Source organism: Achromobacter spanius, assembly GCF_039673305.1.
Taxonomy (GTDB): Bacteria; Pseudomonadota; Gammaproteobacteria; order Burkholderiales; family Burkholderiaceae_B; genus Achromobacter; species Achromobacter spanius_F.
On record NZ_JBDJLJ010000002.1, the window covers coordinates 16618 to 32563 of the forward strand.

Below are 15946 nucleotides of genomic sequence, written 5' to 3' on the forward strand. Positions count from 1 at the left end.
GTATCGCAGATTCGTCTGAAATTCGCGCTGTTGGCGTTGCGGATCTTGCCTTTATTTGGGGACGTTCTTGTCGGAAACCAAGGTCGCGGGCGCGGCGGCGTTCGCGAAATTCATGGCGGTGCTGCAGGCCGTGGCGGATGCGCCGCAACCGCCCACGGCGGCGATGCTGGCGCGCACTTGCGGCTATCCCCGCCCCACTGTCTACCGCATCGTCGCGGCGCTGGCGGAACAGGGCATGGTCGACGAAACCGGCGGGCTCTATCGCCTGGGGCCGCGCCTGATGTCGCTGGCCAGTCGGGCCTGGTCGCAGTTCGACCTGCGGGCCGCGCTGGCGCCCGAGCTGCAGGCGCTGCGCGACCAGACCGGCGAAACCGTGCACCTGGCGGTGCCTGCCGGCCGCGAAATGATCTATATCGACAAGCTGGAAAGCCCCGGCCCCGTGCGCATGGTGTCGCGCGTGGGCGCCTCGGTGGCGCTGCATTCCAGCGCCGTGGGCAAGGCCTACCTGGCGGCGCTGGACCCCGCCTTGCGCGAACCGCTGCTGCGCGACCTGCCCCTGCCGGGGCGCATGCCGTCCACGCTGACCAGCCTGCCCGCGTTGCGCGCGGCGCTGGGCGAGGCCGCCGCGCGCGGCTACGCTGTCGACAACGAGGAAAACGAACCCGGCATCGTCTGCTACGGCGTGGCGCTGTGCGACGCGGCCGGCCGGCCCGTGGCCGGGGTCAGCGTCAGCACGCTGCTGTTCCGGCGCCACGCAGACCCGCAGGCCGCCTATATAGAACCCTTGCTGCGGCTGCGCGATGCCGCCGCGGCCAAACTCGCCGTCCTGCCGGTATCGTCCGGCGGCGCCTGACCGTCAGCCCCAGAGGAATTCCATGACTGCAACCGCTGCTCCCATCGCCTCCAAGCTTGCCGCCCTGCTGGCCGCCCGGGTCGTGCCCGTGCTGCGCTATACCGATGCGGCCACCGCGGCCTATGCCGCCGAAGTCGCGGTCGCGGCCGGCTGCTCCACGCTGGAACTGACCTGGACCATCCCGGGCGTCACCGACCTGGTGCGCGCCCTGCGCGACAAGCACGGCGCCAGCCTGCTGCTGGGCGTGGGCACCGTGCTCGACGAAACCCAGGCGCGCGAAGCGCTGGTGGCGGGCGCCGACTTCCTGGTGTCGCCGGCGCTGGCCACCGACATCGTCGACATGGCGCACGCCGCCGATGCCTTGTGCCTCCTGGGCGCCTACACGCCCACCGAAGTGCTGGCGGCGCGCCGCGCGGGCGTGGACGTGGTGAAGGTGTTTCCCGCGGACACCGGCGGCCCCAAACACCTGGCCGCGCTGAAGTCGGTCTATCCGGACACGATCTTCTGCCCCACCGGCGGCATCACGCAGGAAAACATGGGTACTTACTTCGCGGCCGGCGCGGGCCTGGTCGGCATCGGCAGCAACCTCTACGACAAGGCGGCCTTCGCCGCGCGCGACACCGCCGCCCTGGTGGCGCAGATCACCCGTACCCGCGAGGCCGCCCATGGCTGATTTCGACATCGTCGCGCTGGGCGAGCCCCTGGTCGAACTGAACCAGACCCGCAAGGACCAGCAGCAGTACCTGCAGGGCTTTGGCGGCGATACGTCCAACGCGGTCATCGCCGCGGCGCGCCAGGGCGCACGCTGCGCCTACCTGACCCGGGTGGGCAACGATGCCTTCGGCAGGCAGTTCCTGGATCTGTGGAATGCGGAAGGCGTGGACACGTCCGGCGTCGAAGTCGACGACGACGCCCACACCGGGCTGTACTTCGTGCAGCACGGCCCGGACGGGCATGCCTTCAGCTATCTGCGGCGCGGTTCCGCGGCCAGCCTGATGACGCCGGCAAGCCTGGCGGGCGGCCTGATCGAACGGGCGCGTTTTCTGCACGTGTCGGGCATCAGCATGGCCATCAGCACCAGCGCCTGCGACACGGTCTTCGCGGCCATCGAACGCGCGCGCGCCGCCGGCGTGCAGGTGAGCCTGGATTCGAACCTGCGCCTGCGCCTGTGGCCGGTCGACCGCGCCCGCGCCGTCCTGCGCGAGGCGATGCGCTCGGCCGACGTGTTCCTGCCCAGCATGGACGACATGCAGCACTTCACCGGCAACGACGATCCCGAGCGCACGCTGGACTGGATCCGCGAGGGCGGGGCAACCGGCGTGGTGGTGCTGAAGCTGGGCAAGGACGGCTCCATCATCGACGACGGCCGCCACCGCACCCCCATGGCGGCCCTGCGCGTGCAGGCCGTCGACGCCACCGGAGCGGGCGACTGCTTCGCGGGCAGCCTGCTGGCGCGCCGCTGCCAGGGAGATTCCTGGGAAGACGCCGTGCGCTACGCCAATGCGGCGGCGGCGCTGTCCACGCTCGGCTACGGCGCGGTCGATCCGCTCCCGCGCGCCGAGCAGGTCCGCGAACGCCTGAACGCCACGGTCGGATAAGCGCGTCCTGCCGTGGTCAGGCGAGGGCCGGCCAGCCGCTGACACCGGGCGGACTAGCTTTGTCCCTTATTAATTCACCCTTCCCGGGGAGGCCGACGCCTCTCCCCGATTCCAAGCGTTGGCGCGCTTTCCGGATTTCAGGCTAAAATGCCAAGTTATCCGAATTTTTCCGCCAGCCCATTTTCCGGTTGTGCGGGCCACTTTCCGCAAATTCAACAGGAGAATCAACATGGCTGAACGCAAACGCGTGCGTCGCAACACCCTGGAACGCCGTTGCCTGGGCAAGGCCTTCAAGCGCTTGTTCGTCAAGTCGCCCAAGGGTGTGTTCAAGATGCTGGAAAAGATCAAGCGCGTCTAATCGACGAGCCGGTCTGAAAAAAACCGCAAGGCGCGAGCCCTGCGGTTTTTTTTTCGTCTGAAGCAGGGCGCCCGTTGAACCTTGCGCGGAAGCCCGCGCACAAGGATTACGCCAAATCCGGTTGCGGCGGCCCCAGCTTGGGACGGATGAAATCCATGAAGGCGCGCGTCTTGGCCGGCTGGATGCTGGACGGGAACACCACGTAGATCGAGATGGGGTCGACCGACCAGCCGGGCAGCACGCGCCGTAGCGAGTTGCGCTTGATGATGGGATCGAGCGCCAGGCAATGGGGCATCCGCGTGATGGCCAGGTCCAGCCCGGCCAGGGTGCCGGCGATGCTCATGTTGTTGGCCGCCAGGTGTCCCTTGACGGGAATGCGCTGGATGTCCGCGCCATTTTGCAGGGTCCAGTGCGAATGCGCCTCGTCGATGGTGGTGCGCAGGCATTGGTGCTGCGAGAGATCGGCGGGCGTCTTGGGTTCGCCGTGGCGTTCAAGATAGCGGTCGGACGCGTACAGGTAGTTGTCCAGCGACACCAGCTCGTGGACCACCGCGCCCTCGATGGCCGGCAGCGGAACGCCGTTGCCATTGTCGGACGCCGCGCCGGGATAGTCGGTTTCGCGGCCGAAGCGCAGCACCACGTCGAACGGCGTGCCTTGCGCGTCCGAGGCGGTCAGCATGCTCAGATCGAATTCGCACTCCACGTCCGGATAGCGTTCGATGAAATCATTGATGGTTTCGGGCAGCAGCCACATCGCCAGGCTGTACGGCATGGACACCCGCAGGTTGCCGGACGGGCCGCCGGACAGCGACAGCAGTTGCTCATGCGCCAGGCGCGCTTCGTCGATGAGGCCCTGGCAACGGCGCATGTAGGCCGCGCCCGCGTCCGTGAGGTCGAGCCGGCGCGTGTTGCGGTTGATCAGCCGCAGTCCGATGGCGCGCTCGAGCTCGTTGATGCGGCGCGAGAGCGTCGAGGTGGGCATGTCCAGCGCGCGCGCCGCCTGGCTGAAGCTCTTGCGCTTGGCAACCTCGACGAACAAGGCAATGTCATTTAGCTGGACGGGCGAGGCTTCCATAGGCGTTCCGAATTGGGCCGCCCGAGTTTACGCCACTACGACGTCCCGCCCAATGCTCGCAACGGTCGCGAGCCGCGAAAAAAAGCGCGCAGATTGTCAGATTTGATTGCAAATTCGAATTCCATGGCATCGGAACGCACGGGCATATCCCCTACACTTCAGGCGAAAACATAAGAACCAAGACCGCAGCGGTTCCTCGGATATCGCAAAGGGGCACAGCAGGCATGACCGAAACACCGATTTTCTTCACCGTTCTGACACCAACCTACAACCGGGCGGGCACGCTGCACCGGGTTTATGAATCGCTTTCCCGGCAGACATTCAGGGGGTTCGAATGGGTGGTCGTGGACGACGGATCCACCGACAACACCCACGAGTCCATCCTGGACTGGCAGGCGCGCGCGGATTTTCCCATCCGCTATTTCTGGCAGAACAACCAGCACAAGAAAACCGCCTTCAATCGCGGCGTGCGCGAGGCGCGCGGCAAGATGATCGTGGCGCTGGACAGCGACGACGAAATGCCGCCCGACGCGCTGGCCATATTCAGAGAGGCCTGGGACGCCATCCCGCCCGCGCGCCGCGATTCGTACGTCGCGGTGACCGGGCTGTGCGCGCGCCCGGACGGCACCGTCGTGGGCGACCGCTATCCGCAGGACGTCTTCGACAGCACCGCCGTCGATGTCTACTTCCGCTACCGCATCAAGGGCGAGAAGTTCGGCTGTATGCGCACCGACGTCCTCAGGAAGTACCCGTTTCCCGAGGATGTCGCGGGCTTCGTGCCCGAGAGCCTGGTCTGGTGGGCCGTGGCGCGCGCCGGCTACCTGAGCCGATTCATCAACCGCGTCGTGCGCACCTATCACGACACGCCGGGCGGGCTGACCCAGGGCGCGGTGTCGGTTGCGCACAATGCCCAGGGCCTGTATCTGCTGGCCTGGGACATGCTCCAGCACCACCTTGAATTCTTCCGCTACCGCCCGCGCGAGTTCATCATGGCCGCCGCGCGCTACACGCGCTTTCGCCTGCATCTCAAGCACTCGGGCGTGCCGACGGCCGTGGGAGCCTACCGGCTGACCAACCCCGTGGCGACCTTTCTGGTGGCCGCCATGTGGCCGCTGGGTTATGCCCTGTACCGCCGCGACCGGCGGCGCGGCGTGGTGTAGCCCGCAGCCGGCATCCCCCGCCGCCCGCCGCAAGCGTCACGCGGGCGCGCCGTGTCCCAATCCCAGATACACCTCGACCACGCGCGGATCCTGCGCCACGTCGGCGGCCGGCCCCTCCAGCGTCACGGCGCCGGTCTCCAGCACGTAGGCGTAGTCGGCCACCTGAAGGGCCGCGCGCGCGTTCTGTTCGATCAGCAGGATGGACACGCCCATATCCCGCAGCCGCGCCACGATGCGGAAGACTTCGCGCACGATGCGCGGCGCGAGGCCCAGGCTGGGCTCGTCCAGCATCAGCAGGCGGGGCTTGGCCATCAGCGCCCGGCCCACGGCCAGCATCTGGCGTTCGCCGCCCGACAGCGTGCCGGCCAGCTGGCCGCGCCGCTCGCGCAGGCGGGGGAACAGGTCATAGACCTCGGCCAGCGTCTGGTCCTGGTCGCGCAGGCCGCGGCGAAAGCGGTCGAAGGCGCCCAGCATCAGGTTGTCCTCCACGGTCATTTCGGCGAACAGCTCGCGCTTTTCGGGCACCAGGTTCATGCCCGCCGCCACCATTTCCTCGATCTCGGCGTGCTCCTGCGCCTTGCCGCCGAACACGATCTTCCCTTGTGAAGGCAGCACGCCCATGATGGCGGACAGCAAGGTGGTCTTGCCCGCGCCGTTGGGGCCGATCACCGTCACGATCTGGCCTTCGCCCACCGTGAGGCCGACGCCCGAGACGGCTTCCACCTTGTCGTAGGCGACGCGCAGGTCGCGCACTTCCAGCAATTTCGCGCTCATCTATTCCACTCCGCCCAGATAGGCCTCAAGCACCGCGGGGTTCTGCTGGATCTCGGCCGGCAGGCCTTCGGCGATCTTCTCGCCGAAGTCCATCACCACCACGCGATCCACCAGGCCCATCACGAAGTCCATGTCGTGCTCGACCAGCAGGATGGCCATGCCCTCGGCGCGCAGCTTCTTCAGCAGCTCGGCCAGTTCGCACTTCTCCTGGTAGCGCAGCCCGGCCGCGGGTTCGTCCAGCAGCAGGATGCAGGGATCGGAGGCCAGCGCGCGCGCGATCTCCAGGATGCGCTGCTGCCCCAGGGCCAGCGACCCCGCCTCATCGTGCAGGTGCTTGCCCAGGCCCACGCGCTCGACCTGGCGCGCCGCCTCGGCCAGGAGGCGCGCCTCTTCCGGACGGTCCAGCCGCCAGGCGGCCGGCAGCACGCCGCGGTGGCCGCGCAGGTGCGCGCCGATCGCGACGTTTTCCAGCACGCTCATGCGGCCCAGCAGCCGCACGTGCTGGAAGGTGCGCGACAGGCCCAGCCGGGCGATCTTGCGAGCGCCCGCGCCGGCCACCGGCTGGCCCAGCAGCGTGACCTGTCCCGAGGTCGGCGTGTCCACGCCCGAGATCTGGTTGAACATGGTGCTCTTGCCGGCGCCGTTGGGGCCGATCAGCGCCAGGACCTCGCCGGCCCGGATCTCCAGGTTCATGGCATTGTTGGCGACCAGGCCGCCGAACTTGCGCGTCACGTCCACGGCCTTGAGCACCACTTCGCCGCGCGGCGGCATGGCGCGCCGGGGCAGCGGTTCGACGGACAGGTCCACCTTGCGCTGCGGCTTCCTGACCGGGACCCAGCGCGTCAGCACCGGCCACAGCCCGCTGCGGGCGCGGTGCAGCAGCAGCACCATGCCGAACCCGAAGACGATGACCTCGAAATTGCCCGTCTGGCCCAGCACCTTGGGCAGCAGGTCCTGCAGCCATTGCTTGAGCACCGTGAACACCCCCGCGCCCACCAGCGCGCCCCAGACCTGGCCGGCGCCGCCGATGACGGTCATGAACAGGTACTCGATGCCCATCTGCAGGCCGAAGGGGTTGGGATTCACGAAGCGCTGCATGTGCGCGTACAGCCAGCCGGACGCGCAGGCCTGCAGGGCGGCGATGACGAAGATCACCATGCGCGAGCGCGCGGTGTCCACGCCCATCGATTCGGCCATCACCCGCCCGCCCTTGAGCGCGCGGATCGCGCGGCCCTCGCGCGAGTCCAGCAGGTTCTGCGTGGACCAGACGGCGATCAGCAGGAATGCCCAGATCAGGTAGTAGATGTTGCCGCCCTGGTTGAGCGACCAGCCGAACAGATTGATTGCCGGGATGTCCGGGATGCCGGTATGGCCGCCCAGCCCCTCGACGGACCCGAAAACGAAGTACAGCGACAGGCCCCAGGCAATGGTGCCCAGCGGCAGGAAGTGGCCCGACAGCTTCAGGGTGATGGCGCCCAGCAGGTAGGCCAGCGCCAGCGTCAGCGCCAGTCCGGCCAGCAGGGTCAGCCACGGCGAGGCGCCCAGCCAGCCCAGCCACGAAGGCAGGACGTCGGCGCGGGTGGTGAGCAGCGCGGTGGTGTAGGCGCCCACGCCCACGAAGGCGGCCTGGCCGAAGCTGGTGAGGCCGCCGACGCCGGTCAGCAGCACCAGGCCCAGCGCCACCAGCGCGTACAGGCCGATGTAGTTCAGCAGCGTTACATAGAACGGCGGCAGGACCAGGGGACCCAGCGCCAGCAGGGCCAGGAACGCAAGGAGGATGTGGCGGGGGGTCATTCGTCTTCTTCCTCGACGTGATGGCTTTTGAGAGAACGCCAGAGCAGCACCGGGATGATCAGCGTGAAGACGATGATTTCCTTGTAGGCGCTGGCCCAGAACGACGAGAAGGCCTCGATCAGGCCGACCAGCACCGCGCCGGCCGCGGCCAGCGGGTAGCTCACCAGGCCGCCGATGATGGCGCCCACGAAGCCCTTGAGGCTGACCATGAAGCCGGAATCGAAATACATGGTGGTGATGGGCGCGATCAGGATGCCCGACACCGTGCCGATCAGCGCGGCCAGGAAGAACGTGGCCTTGCCCGCGAAGACCGGCGAAATGCCCATCAGGCGCGCGCCCAGCCGGTTGAAGGCTGCGGCCCGCAGCGCCTTGCCGTACATGGAGCGCTCGAAGAACTGGTAGAGCACGATGATGAGCAGCGCCGACACCGCCACCACCCACAGCGCCTGGCTGTTCACGTTGATGGGGCCGAGCGCCAGGCTGGCGTCGCTGAACGGCGCCGTACGGGCGCCTTCCGCGCCGAAGGCCAGCAGCCCCAGGCCGACCAGCGCCAGGTGGACCGCGATCGAGACGATCAACAGCACCAGCGTCGAGGCCGATGCGATGGGCTGGTAGAACAGGCGGTAGAGCTGCGGTCCCATGGGCACAAGCAGCAGCAGCGTCAGCAGCGCCTGCACCGCCATCGGCAGCTGGGCCAGCGGCAGGCGGTAAAGCAGGGCCGCCAGCGCCAGCGGATAGATCACCTTGGCCGCCATGCGCCAGAGCCCGCGTGCGCGGCCGGGCCGCTTGCGGCGCGCCATGAGGTCGGCCGCCACGTCGGCCAGCGCGAAGGCCAGCAGCAGCCACACCAGCAGGACGGGCTTGCCGGCCTGCAACGCCGCCATCGTCAGCGCGCCGAAGGCGACGAACTCGCCCTGCGGGATGAACAGCACGCGGGTGACGGTAAAGACCAGCAGGATCGACAACGCCAGCAGCGCGTAGATGGCGCCGTTGGTGATGCCGTCCTGCCCGAGTATCAGGGCAATCTGAGCATTCATGCGAAATTCCGCGAAAAACAGACAAGCACCGCACGCTCACATGCGCTGCGGGCGTCGCCAGGAAGCAAACTCTGCGCACCCCGATCGGGATGCCGCGGATCCGGGCTCCGCCGGTCCGCAGGCATGCCCCCTGGGGGGAAGCGCGCAGCGCTTCGGGGGGGGCCAACTCCCTTTTACTTGACTAGCGTCCAGTTGCCGTCCTTGACGGTGATGAGCTCGCGGCCGCGGTCGTCAAAGCCGCTGTGGTCGGCGGCGCTCATGTTGTAGACGCCTTGCGTGCCCACCAGCTCCTTGGTCTGTTCCAGCGCGTCGCGCAGGGCGCTGCGGAACTCCTTGGTGCCCGGCTTGCCGGCCTTTTCCGCCAGCGGCACGGCCTTTTCCAGCAGCAGCCCGGCGTCGTAGACGTTGGCGCCGAAGGTGGCGGGCTTGGAGCCATTGAGCTTTTCGTAGGCGGCGATGTAGTCGGTCGCGACCTTCTTGGACGGGTTGCTGTCCGGCATTTCGGGCAGCACCAGCATCAGGCTGGCGGCCAGCACGGTGCCTTCCACCTTCTTGCCGCCCAGCTTCAGGAAGTCGGGAAGCGCGGCGCCGTGGGTCTGGTAGAACTTGCCCTTGTAGCCCTGGTCGAACAGCGTCGTCTGCGGCAGCACGCTGGCGGCGCCGGGGGCGGCCACCAGCACGGCGTCCGGCTTGGCGGCCAGGATCTTCAGGGCCTGGCCCGTGACCGAACTGTCGAAGCGCAGGTAGCGCTCGTTGGCGGCGATCTTGATGCCCTTTTCACCGGCCAGTCCGGAGAAGACCTTGTACCAGTTCTCGCCGTAGGGATCGTTCAGGCCGATGAAGCCGACCGTCTTGATGCCGGCCTTGGCCATGTGGTCGACCAGCGCGCGCGCGATGATGTCGTCGTTCTGCGTGGTCTTGAACACCCACTTCTTCTGGTCGTTCATGGGCAGCACCACCGCGGCAGTGCCCACCGGCGCCAGCATCGGCACGCCGGCCTCGGCCGCGAACTGGATCACGCCCATGGCGTTGGGCGAGCCAGACGGCCCGATCAGCGCATCCACGTTTTGCTCCGTGATCAGCTTCTTGAAGGCCGTGACCGAGTTGGTGGAATCGCTGGCGTCGTCCAGCGAGATGTATTCCACGGTCAGGTCGCCGATCTTCTTGGGCAGCAGCGGCACCGTGTTCTTCTGCGGAATCCCGACCAGGGCGGTGGGGCCGGTGGACGAGGTGACCACGCCGACCTTCATTTGCGCGAGGGCGGGCAGGGCGAACAGGGCGGCGACGGCGGCGGCAGTGGCCAGGGGGAGTTTCTTCGACAGCATGGCAAAACCTCCGGATAGGGAGCAGAGTGGGAGTGCGGCTGGAAAACGGAGAAAGCGGGAACTGCGGGGATTACTTGTTGCTTAAAATTTCTAACAGTTAAGGATCAGCACTGTAGACGCGGTCTTTGTGCTTACCTATCCGTCAAAACCCGAAGCGGGCGCTGGCAATGCGGTTTCAGATGGTGATGGAACTGACGCTGGCGCCGCCGCAGACGAACAGCGTCTGCCCGGTGACGAAGCTGTTGGCCGGGTCCGAGAAGAACATGACGGCGCGCGCCACGTCATCGGAACGGCCCAGCCGCTTGACCGGAATTCCCGCGGCCAGCTGCTTTTCGCGTTCGCTGCCGGCCTCGATCACCTCGTAGAACATGTCCGTCTGGATCGGACCCGGAGCCACCACGTTGACCGTGATGCCGTAGGGGGCCAGTTCCAGCGACCAGGTGCGCGCCATGCCTACCATGCCGGCCTTGGTCGCCGAGTAGGCGGTGCGGGTCGGCAGGCCCAGCGCGCCGCGCGAGGACATCATGACGATGCGGCCGAACTTGCGTTCCTGCATGCCCGGCAGGGCGGCCTGCACCAGGCTGATGGCCGCGCCCAGGTGGATCTGCGTCAGGCCGTGCAGTTCTTCCTGGGTGACCTGCGGCAGCAGGTTGGGCCAGATCACCCCCGCGTTGTGGATAACGTGGCTGACGGGGAATTTCGCCGCCACCTCGGCGCCGGCCTGCGCGGTCGCTTCCGCGTCCAGCAGGTCGACCTGCACGTTGTGCAGGCGCGGATGCGAGAAATCGGCGGCGCGGCGCGCCATCGAGATCACCTCATAGCCGGCCTCCAGCATGCTGCGGCAGATCTCCGCGCCGATGCCGGCGCTGCCGCCGGTGACGATGGCCACGTTCTGGTATGTCATGGTTTCCCCCTTGTTTATTGGTCTGGGCCGGATGGGATCAGGTCGTGGGCGCGAGCGCCAGCACGCGCAGCGGGCTGCCGGAGCCGCTGCGGATCTTCAGTGGCGCCGAGAAAATCACCGCGCCCGTGGCCGGCAGCTGGTCCAGGTTGGTCAGGCACTGCAGGCCGTAGCGGTTGTTGCCGTGCATGTAGTAGTGGCAGGGATAGGGGGGATCCAGGTGCTGGGCCTGGCCCGCGTCCGTGCCCACCGACTCGGTGCCGAAGCCGTGCACGTCGCGCTCCTTGATGAGCCAGGGCACGACCTCGGCGTCGGGGCCGGGCGAATGCGCGCCGTCCGCCTGCATGTTGAGGTAGTCGGCGGGCTTGGCGCGCTTGGACCAGTCGGTGCGCATCAGCACCCAGGACCGCGCGGGAATGCGGCCATGCCGTTCTTCCCATTTCTTGACGAAGTCGATGGTCAGCAGGAAATCGGGGTTGTCGCGCGCCTCGGCGGAACAGTCGATCACGCAGGCGCTGGCGATGAACGCATCGATGGGGATCGTGTCCACCGTGTTGTCGGGCTGGTCCTTGCCCGTGACCCAGTGCGCCGGCGCGTCGAAGTGCGTGCCGGTGTGCTCCGAGCACGAGAAGTTGTTCCAGTACCAGGCCGGGCCGCGCTCGTCGTAGCGCGAGATTTCCTCGATGCGGAACGGCCATGCCTGGCCGAATTCGGGCGGCAGCACGATGGTGGGAAATTCCGGCGTCAGGGTCTCGGTCAGGTCCACCAGACGGATGCGACCGGAAACCAGCTCGGTCATGAACTGGGCAAGGATGGGTTGACTCACGATGCGCTCTCCTGTTGGTTCCTGTCGGGTGTCCGACACCCCTATATGCTGCGTAGGTGTCTGGCACCCCTATATGCTGCGTAGGTGTCTGACACCCGTTGAGATGCCGTGGCAATGTGCCGATCATCTCCCCAGGGTGTCAGACACCGGGTTCTCATGCACGGTGTCTCACACCGGCGTGACGCTCAGTCAGCCACCCGCGCCCAGTTCCCTTTCCAATCCCTTCGGGTTCTCGGCCAGCCGCGCGCGGAATTCCTGCGCCACGTCGCCGACGTAGACGTCCTCGATGCCGTCCTTCAGCGCGCGCACGATGGCGGCGGCGATCGCGTTGGGCGCCACGCGCGGCGGCGGCGTGCGCTGCTCCCACTCGTGGTCGACGGGGCCGGGAAACACGTTCACCACCCGCACGCCCGCACCGCGCATTTCCGCGCGCAGGCACTGCGCGAGCGACAGCGCCGCCGCCTTGGACGCGGACCACATGCCGCGCGAGGGGAGGTTCATGTGCGCATAGATCGACAGCACGTTGACCCAGGCCGCGGCGCTGTTCACGCCATCGGCCGCGCGCCCGCACAGCGCCGGGCCGAAGCATTGCGCCAGCCGCATCAGGCCCAGCACGTTCACGTCCATGGCGTCGCGTGCCGTGTTCACGTCCCTGCGGTTGAGCAGGCCGCCTTCGCGCTCCAGGTCGGCGGTGTTCACCAGGATCTCGACTTTGCCGCCGATGGACGCAGCCACGCGCTCGACCGAATCAGTGTCGGTCACGTCCAGCGCCACTGCCTGCACGCGCGGGTCGGCGGCCAGCGCGTCGAAGGCGGCGTCGCGCTTCCAGGCCTGCGGATCGCCCAGGAACACGAGGGGGCTGCCTGCGTCCAGCAGCGCGCGCGCCACGGCCTGGCCGACCGCCGATTTGCCGTCGGTGACCAGCGCGCGGCGGAATTTCGGATCGCACGAGGTTTCGCGCAGGGTCTTGTCGTCTTCCATGTTCGGCGTATTCCTTTCAGGCAGGGCGATCATCACGGCCTGGCCGCTGCGGTCCAGCTTGAGCGCCAGGCGCACGCGGCCGCCGTCGACGCAGTCCTGGTGGACATGCGCCACCACGGACGGGCCGGCGTCCATCCGCACCGTGCCCACGCGCCAGGGCAGGCGTTCGCGGAAGTACAGGTCGTTGCTGTGGTGCAGGACGGTGCTGACCAGCAGGACGCCGTTCGGATCGGCGGCCCGCCAGGGCAGGTGTTCGGACAGGCAGTGGCCGCAGACTTCGCGCGGCGGGTATTGGACCGCGCCGCAGTCGGCGCAGGTCTGCAGGTCGAAGCGTCCTTCGGCGGCGGCGGCGGTCAGTCCCAGCGCCGCGCGGCTGCGCGAGCCGGGCGGCAGCGTGGGCTGCCGGGTGCGCGCGACCGGATTCTTGCGGGGAGGCTTGGCCAGCGGCTCGGTCATGCGTCGCTCCTTGCCAGGATGGCCGCGGCGGTGCACAGCCCGCGGTCGTAGTTGATCATGCCGAACCCGCTGACCAGCCCCAGGCGGGCATCGGCGACCTGTGTGCCGCCCGCCGCGCCCGTCAGCTGGCGCAGCGCTTCGACCATGCCGAGGTAGCCGCCGGCGGCGCCCGCCTGGCCCACCGACAGCTGGCCGCCATTGGTGTTGAAGGGGAAGCTGCCGTCCACCGTGAAGGTGTTGCCGCGCACGAATTCCGGCGCCGCGCCTTTCGCGCAGAAGCCCAGGTCTTCCATCTGCATCAGGTTGATGACGGGGTAATCGTCGTAGGCCTGCAGGAAATCCATGTCGGCCGGCGCGGCGCCGGCCTGGCCGTACAGCTCGTCCACGTCCATGGTCCAGCCGCCGCGCGTCTGGATGGGATCGTCGATCCAGGCGTTGTGCCGTTCGATGGTGGACAGGATGCGCGCATACGGCAGTTTCAGCGCGCGCGCCCGGTCCTCGCTCATGACCAGGAAGGCGTCGGCCCCCGCGCAAGGCATCACGCAGTCGAACAGGTGAATGGGTTCCGTGATCACGCGGGCATCCAGGTATTGCGCCAGCGTCAGCGGCTTTTTCATGAGCGCGTGCGGATAGCGCAGGGCGTTGTCGCGCTGGGCCACGCAGAGCTTGCCGAAATCCTCGCGGGTGGCGCCCGTCTCGCGCATGTAGTTGGCGGTCAGGAGCGCGAAGCTGGCGTTCGGGCCGCCCGCGCCATACGGGTAGACGGCGTCCTGAGCGAAGCGCGAGAACTGGCTGACGGTGTTGCGGAAGGAGTCCACATGATTGGTGTCGCCCGCCAGGCAGGCGACCACGCTCGCGTCGCCGGCCTGCACCGCCCGCGCCGCGCGGCGCAGCGCCGCCACGCCGCTCGCGCCGCCCATGGGGATGTGGTCCAGCCAGCGCGGGCTCATGCCCAGGTGCTGGACCAGGCCGACCGCCGTGTCGGGCGCGAGCGTGAAGCTGGACACGCACAGGCCGTCGACGTCGGTCTTGGCCAGGCCCGATTGCCGGATCAGCGCGCCGAGCGCGCGGCCCAGCCACCAGTGGGCGGCGTGCGTGGAGTAGCGTTCGTACGGAACCGTGACGGGCAGGGCCGCCACGACGCCGTCGTAGCCCAGGCGGGTCATGGGGCGGTCCCCCCGGCGGCGGGGCGCTTCTTCATGGATGTCGTGTCCACGCAGCGCGCGGTGCCGGGCAGGGTCGGCGCCAGCGTCTTCATCTCGCCGCGCTGGATCTTGTTGGTGGTGGTCAGCGGCAGGCTGTCCACGAAGGCCACGTAGCCGGGCGCCTTGTAATAGGCCAACTGGTCCAGGCTCCACTGCACGATGCTGCGGGCGGCCTCGGCCAGGGCGGCCGCGTCGCGGGGCAGGGCCTCGGGCACGACGCAGGCCAGCACTTCGTCGCCGCGCACGGCGTCCGGCACGGCCGCGACCGCCACGGCCTTCACCAGCGGATGCTGCATCAGCACGCTTTCCACTTCCACGGCCGAAATGTTCTCTCCGCTGCGGCGGATCACGTTCTTCTTGCGGTCGACGAAGCGCAGCGCGCCGTCGGCCTCGCGGCGCACGATGTCGCCGGTGTGGAACCAGCCGCCTTCCCAGGCTTCGTTCGTGGCCGCCTCGTCCTTCAGGTAGCCGGCAAAGAAGCCATAGCGCGGGTCGGCGCCGGCATGGCGAACCAGCAGCTCGCCCGGTTCGCCGATGGCCGCGGGCGCGGCGGCGTCGGTCACGATGCGCACTTCCACATCGGCTTCCTCGCTGCCAAAGCTGCTGGTGCCGACGTGGCGCGGCTCCTGGTTGGCGATGACGACGGCGCCCGCGCCGGTTTCGGTCATGGCCCAGGCCTCGAGCAGCGGGAAGCCGAAGCGCGCCTCGAAGGGGGCATGCAGCTTGCGGTCCACGCCCGCGCCAAAGCCGAAGCGGATCGCGGGCTGCGGGTCCTGTGCCGAGGGCTCGGCCTTCATCAGGATGGCGGGCATCACGCCCAGGTAGTGCAGCACGGTGGCGCGGGATTCGCGCACGCTCTCCCACCAGGTCCTGGGATGGAAACGGTCCAGCGGGATCAGGCAGCCGCCCGTCAGCACCATGACCATGGTCGAATACGCCATGGCGTTCATGTGCACCAGCGGCAGCGGCGTCAGCATGCGCTCCTGGCCGGGCCGCAGCGCCGCCAGGCCGCCAATGCGCGCATACCAGCCGCCCGCGTGCAGGAAATAGCGGTTGGGCAGGATGCAGCCTTTGGGGCGGCCGGTCGTGCCGGACGTGTACAGCAGCGCGCACTCGGTCAGCTCGGACAGCGGTGCGTCCCGCAACGGCGCCGGGAAGGGCGCGGCGGGCGGGGCATCGTCGGCGCTCATCAGGCGCAGGTCGCGGCCCGCGCGCTTGGCGGCGGCGAGCAGGTCCGCATGGCGTTCCGGCAGGGCCACCGCCAGCGCGATCTCGGAGTGGCCCGCCAGATACTCCAGTTCGGCGGCGCGCAGGTCCGGGTTGATGGGCACCACCGACACGCCCAGCGCGTTCAGGGCGAACCAGTGCAGGAAGAAGGCGGGACGGTTCTCCAGCAGCAGGCCGGCGCGGTGGCCGTGGCCGTATCCGGCCCTGGCGTAGGCGGCGCGCAGCGATTCGATGGCGCGGGCGGCGTTGGCGTAAGAGAGTTCGCCCGCCTCGATGCCGTAGGCGGCGGCCGTTTCGGGCAGGATGCACAGGAACGGCAGTTCGCCATGGCGGGCGGCGGTGTCGAGAAAAGCCTGGTGGACAGTGGCGCTCACGG

General features: G+C 68.3%; 15 protein-coding genes. 5 read left to right on the forward strand and 10 right to left on the reverse strand.

Annotation, left to right across the window (positions count from 1 at the left end; all coding sequences use genetic code 11):
- Window positions 1-67: 67 nt before the first annotated feature.
- From ABE485_RS02125 to ABE485_RS02140, 4 genes are all read left to right on the forward strand, one after another.
- On the forward strand, window positions 68-853 hold the full coding sequence (locus ABE485_RS02125) for an IclR family transcriptional regulator (protein ID WP_346513116.1): 786 nt from the start codon (window positions 68-70) through the stop codon (window positions 851-853).
- Between the two features lie 22 nt (window positions 854-875).
- Window positions 876-1526, forward strand: a complete 651-nt coding sequence (locus tag ABE485_RS02130) for a bifunctional 4-hydroxy-2-oxoglutarate aldolase/2-dehydro-3-deoxy-phosphogluconate aldolase (RefSeq protein ID WP_346513118.1) — start codon at window positions 876-878, stop codon at window positions 1524-1526.
- Complete coding sequence (locus tag ABE485_RS02135) at window positions 1519-2451, forward strand: sugar kinase (protein ID WP_346513119.1); 933 nt, start codon at window positions 1519-1521, stop codon at window positions 2449-2451. The genes ABE485_RS02130 and ABE485_RS02135 overlap by 8 nt, the downstream gene beginning before the upstream one ends.
- Window positions 2452-2680: 229 nt before the next feature.
- Window positions 2681-2809, forward strand: a complete 129-nt coding sequence (locus tag ABE485_RS02140) for a hypothetical protein (RefSeq protein ID WP_006226408.1) — start codon at window positions 2681-2683, stop codon at window positions 2807-2809.
- A 106-nt stretch (window positions 2810-2915) separates the two neighbouring features.
- Here ABE485_RS02140 and ABE485_RS02145 read toward each other — a convergent pair whose 3' ends face one another.
- A complete protein-coding gene (locus tag ABE485_RS02145) occupies window positions 2916-3884 on the reverse strand; it encodes a LysR family transcriptional regulator (RefSeq protein ID WP_346513120.1) in 969 nt (322 codons plus the stop codon).
- A 224-nt stretch (window positions 3885-4108) separates the two neighbouring features.
- Here ABE485_RS02145 and ABE485_RS02150 point away from each other — a divergent pair, with 224 nt between their 5' ends.
- A complete protein-coding gene (locus tag ABE485_RS02150) occupies window positions 4109-5044 on the forward strand; it encodes a glycosyltransferase family 2 protein (protein WP_346513121.1) in 936 nt (311 codons plus the stop codon).
- A gap of 36 nt (window positions 5045-5080) precedes the next feature.
- Here the strand turns inward: ABE485_RS02150 and ABE485_RS02155 are convergent, their stop codons facing one another.
- From ABE485_RS02155 to ABE485_RS02195, 9 genes are all read right to left on the reverse strand, one after another.
- Entirely contained in the window at window positions 5081-5818 is a 738-nt protein-coding gene (locus tag ABE485_RS02155; RefSeq protein WP_346513123.1) for an ABC transporter ATP-binding protein, read from the reverse strand.
- A complete protein-coding gene (locus tag ABE485_RS02160) occupies window positions 5819-7612 on the reverse strand; it encodes a branched-chain amino acid ABC transporter ATP-binding protein/permease (protein ID WP_346513124.1) in 1794 nt (597 codons plus the stop codon).
- Window positions 7609-8649 carry a branched-chain amino acid ABC transporter permease gene (locus ABE485_RS02165; RefSeq protein WP_346513125.1) on the reverse strand — a complete coding sequence of 347 codons (1041 nt, stop codon included), beginning with the start codon at window positions 8647-8649 and terminating at the stop codon, window positions 7609-7611. The genes ABE485_RS02160 and ABE485_RS02165 overlap by 4 nt, the downstream gene beginning before the upstream one ends.
- 173 nt (window positions 8650-8822) lie before the next feature.
- Window positions 8823-9974 carry an ABC transporter substrate-binding protein gene (locus ABE485_RS02170; protein ID WP_346513126.1) on the reverse strand — a complete coding sequence of 384 codons (1152 nt, stop codon included), beginning with the start codon at window positions 9972-9974 and terminating at the stop codon, window positions 8823-8825.
- Window positions 9975-10149: 175 nt separating this feature from the next.
- Window positions 10150-10878 carry an SDR family NAD(P)-dependent oxidoreductase gene (locus tag ABE485_RS02175; protein WP_346513127.1) on the reverse strand — a complete coding sequence of 243 codons (729 nt, stop codon included), beginning with the start codon at window positions 10876-10878 and terminating at the stop codon, window positions 10150-10152.
- A gap of 37 nt (window positions 10879-10915) precedes the next feature.
- On the reverse strand, window positions 10916-11701 hold the full coding sequence (locus tag ABE485_RS02180; protein ID WP_346513129.1) for a cyclase family protein: 786 nt from the start codon (window positions 11699-11701) through the stop codon (window positions 10916-10918).
- A gap of 189 nt (window positions 11702-11890) precedes the next feature.
- Window positions 11891-13138, reverse strand: coding sequence for an SDR family NAD(P)-dependent oxidoreductase (locus ABE485_RS02185; protein WP_346513130.1), 1248 nt, complete (start codon window positions 13136-13138; stop codon window positions 11891-11893).
- On the reverse strand, window positions 13135-14304 hold the full coding sequence (locus tag ABE485_RS02190; RefSeq protein WP_346513131.1) for a thiolase family protein: 1170 nt from the start codon (window positions 14302-14304) through the stop codon (window positions 13135-13137). Before ABE485_RS02190 ends, ABE485_RS02185 begins: the two co-directional genes overlap by 4 nt.
- Window positions 14301-15944, reverse strand: coding sequence for an AMP-binding protein (locus ABE485_RS02195; protein WP_346513132.1), 1644 nt, complete (start codon window positions 15942-15944; stop codon window positions 14301-14303). Before ABE485_RS02195 ends, ABE485_RS02190 begins: the two co-directional genes overlap by 4 nt.
- Between the last annotated feature and the right edge of the window lie 2 nt (window positions 15945-15946).

Coding starts and splice junctions, on each gene's coding strand:
- ABE485_RS02130 (WP_346513118.1), top strand. CDS start 876: ATGACTGCAACCGCTGCTCCCATCGCCTCCAAGCTTGCCGCCCTGCTG.
- ABE485_RS02135 (WP_346513119.1), top strand. CDS start 1,519: ATGGCTGATTTCGACATCGTCGCGCTGGGCGAGCCCCTGGTCGAACTG.
- ABE485_RS02140 (WP_006226408.1), top strand. CDS start 2,681: ATGGCTGAACGCAAACGCGTGCGTCGCAACACCCTGGAACGCCGTTGC.
- ABE485_RS02145 (WP_346513120.1), bottom strand. CDS start 3,884: ATGGAAGCCTCGCCCGTCCAGCTAAATGACATTGCCTTGTTCGTCGAG.
- ABE485_RS02150 (WP_346513121.1), top strand. CDS start 4,109: ATGACCGAAACACCGATTTTCTTCACCGTTCTGACACCAACCTACAAC.
- ABE485_RS02155 (WP_346513123.1), bottom strand. CDS start 5,818: ATGAGCGCGAAATTGCTGGAAGTGCGCGACCTGCGCGTCGCCTACGAC.
- ABE485_RS02160 (WP_346513124.1), bottom strand. CDS start 7,612: ATGACCCCCCGCCACATCCTCCTTGCGTTCCTGGCCCTGCTGGCGCTG.
- ABE485_RS02165 (WP_346513125.1), bottom strand. CDS start 8,649: ATGAATGCTCAGATTGCCCTGATACTCGGGCAGGACGGCATCACCAAC.
- ABE485_RS02170 (WP_346513126.1), bottom strand. CDS start 9,974: ATGCTGTCGAAGAAACTCCCCCTGGCCACTGCCGCCGCCGTCGCCGCC.
- ABE485_RS02175 (WP_346513127.1), bottom strand. CDS start 10,878: ATGACATACCAGAACGTGGCCATCGTCACCGGCGGCAGCGCCGGCATC.
- ABE485_RS02185 (WP_346513130.1), bottom strand. CDS start 13,138: ATGACCGAGCCGCTGGCCAAGCCTCCCCGCAAGAATCCGGTCGCGCGC.
- ABE485_RS02190 (WP_346513131.1), bottom strand. CDS start 14,304: ATGACCCGCCTGGGCTACGACGGCGTCGTGGCGGCCCTGCCCGTCACG.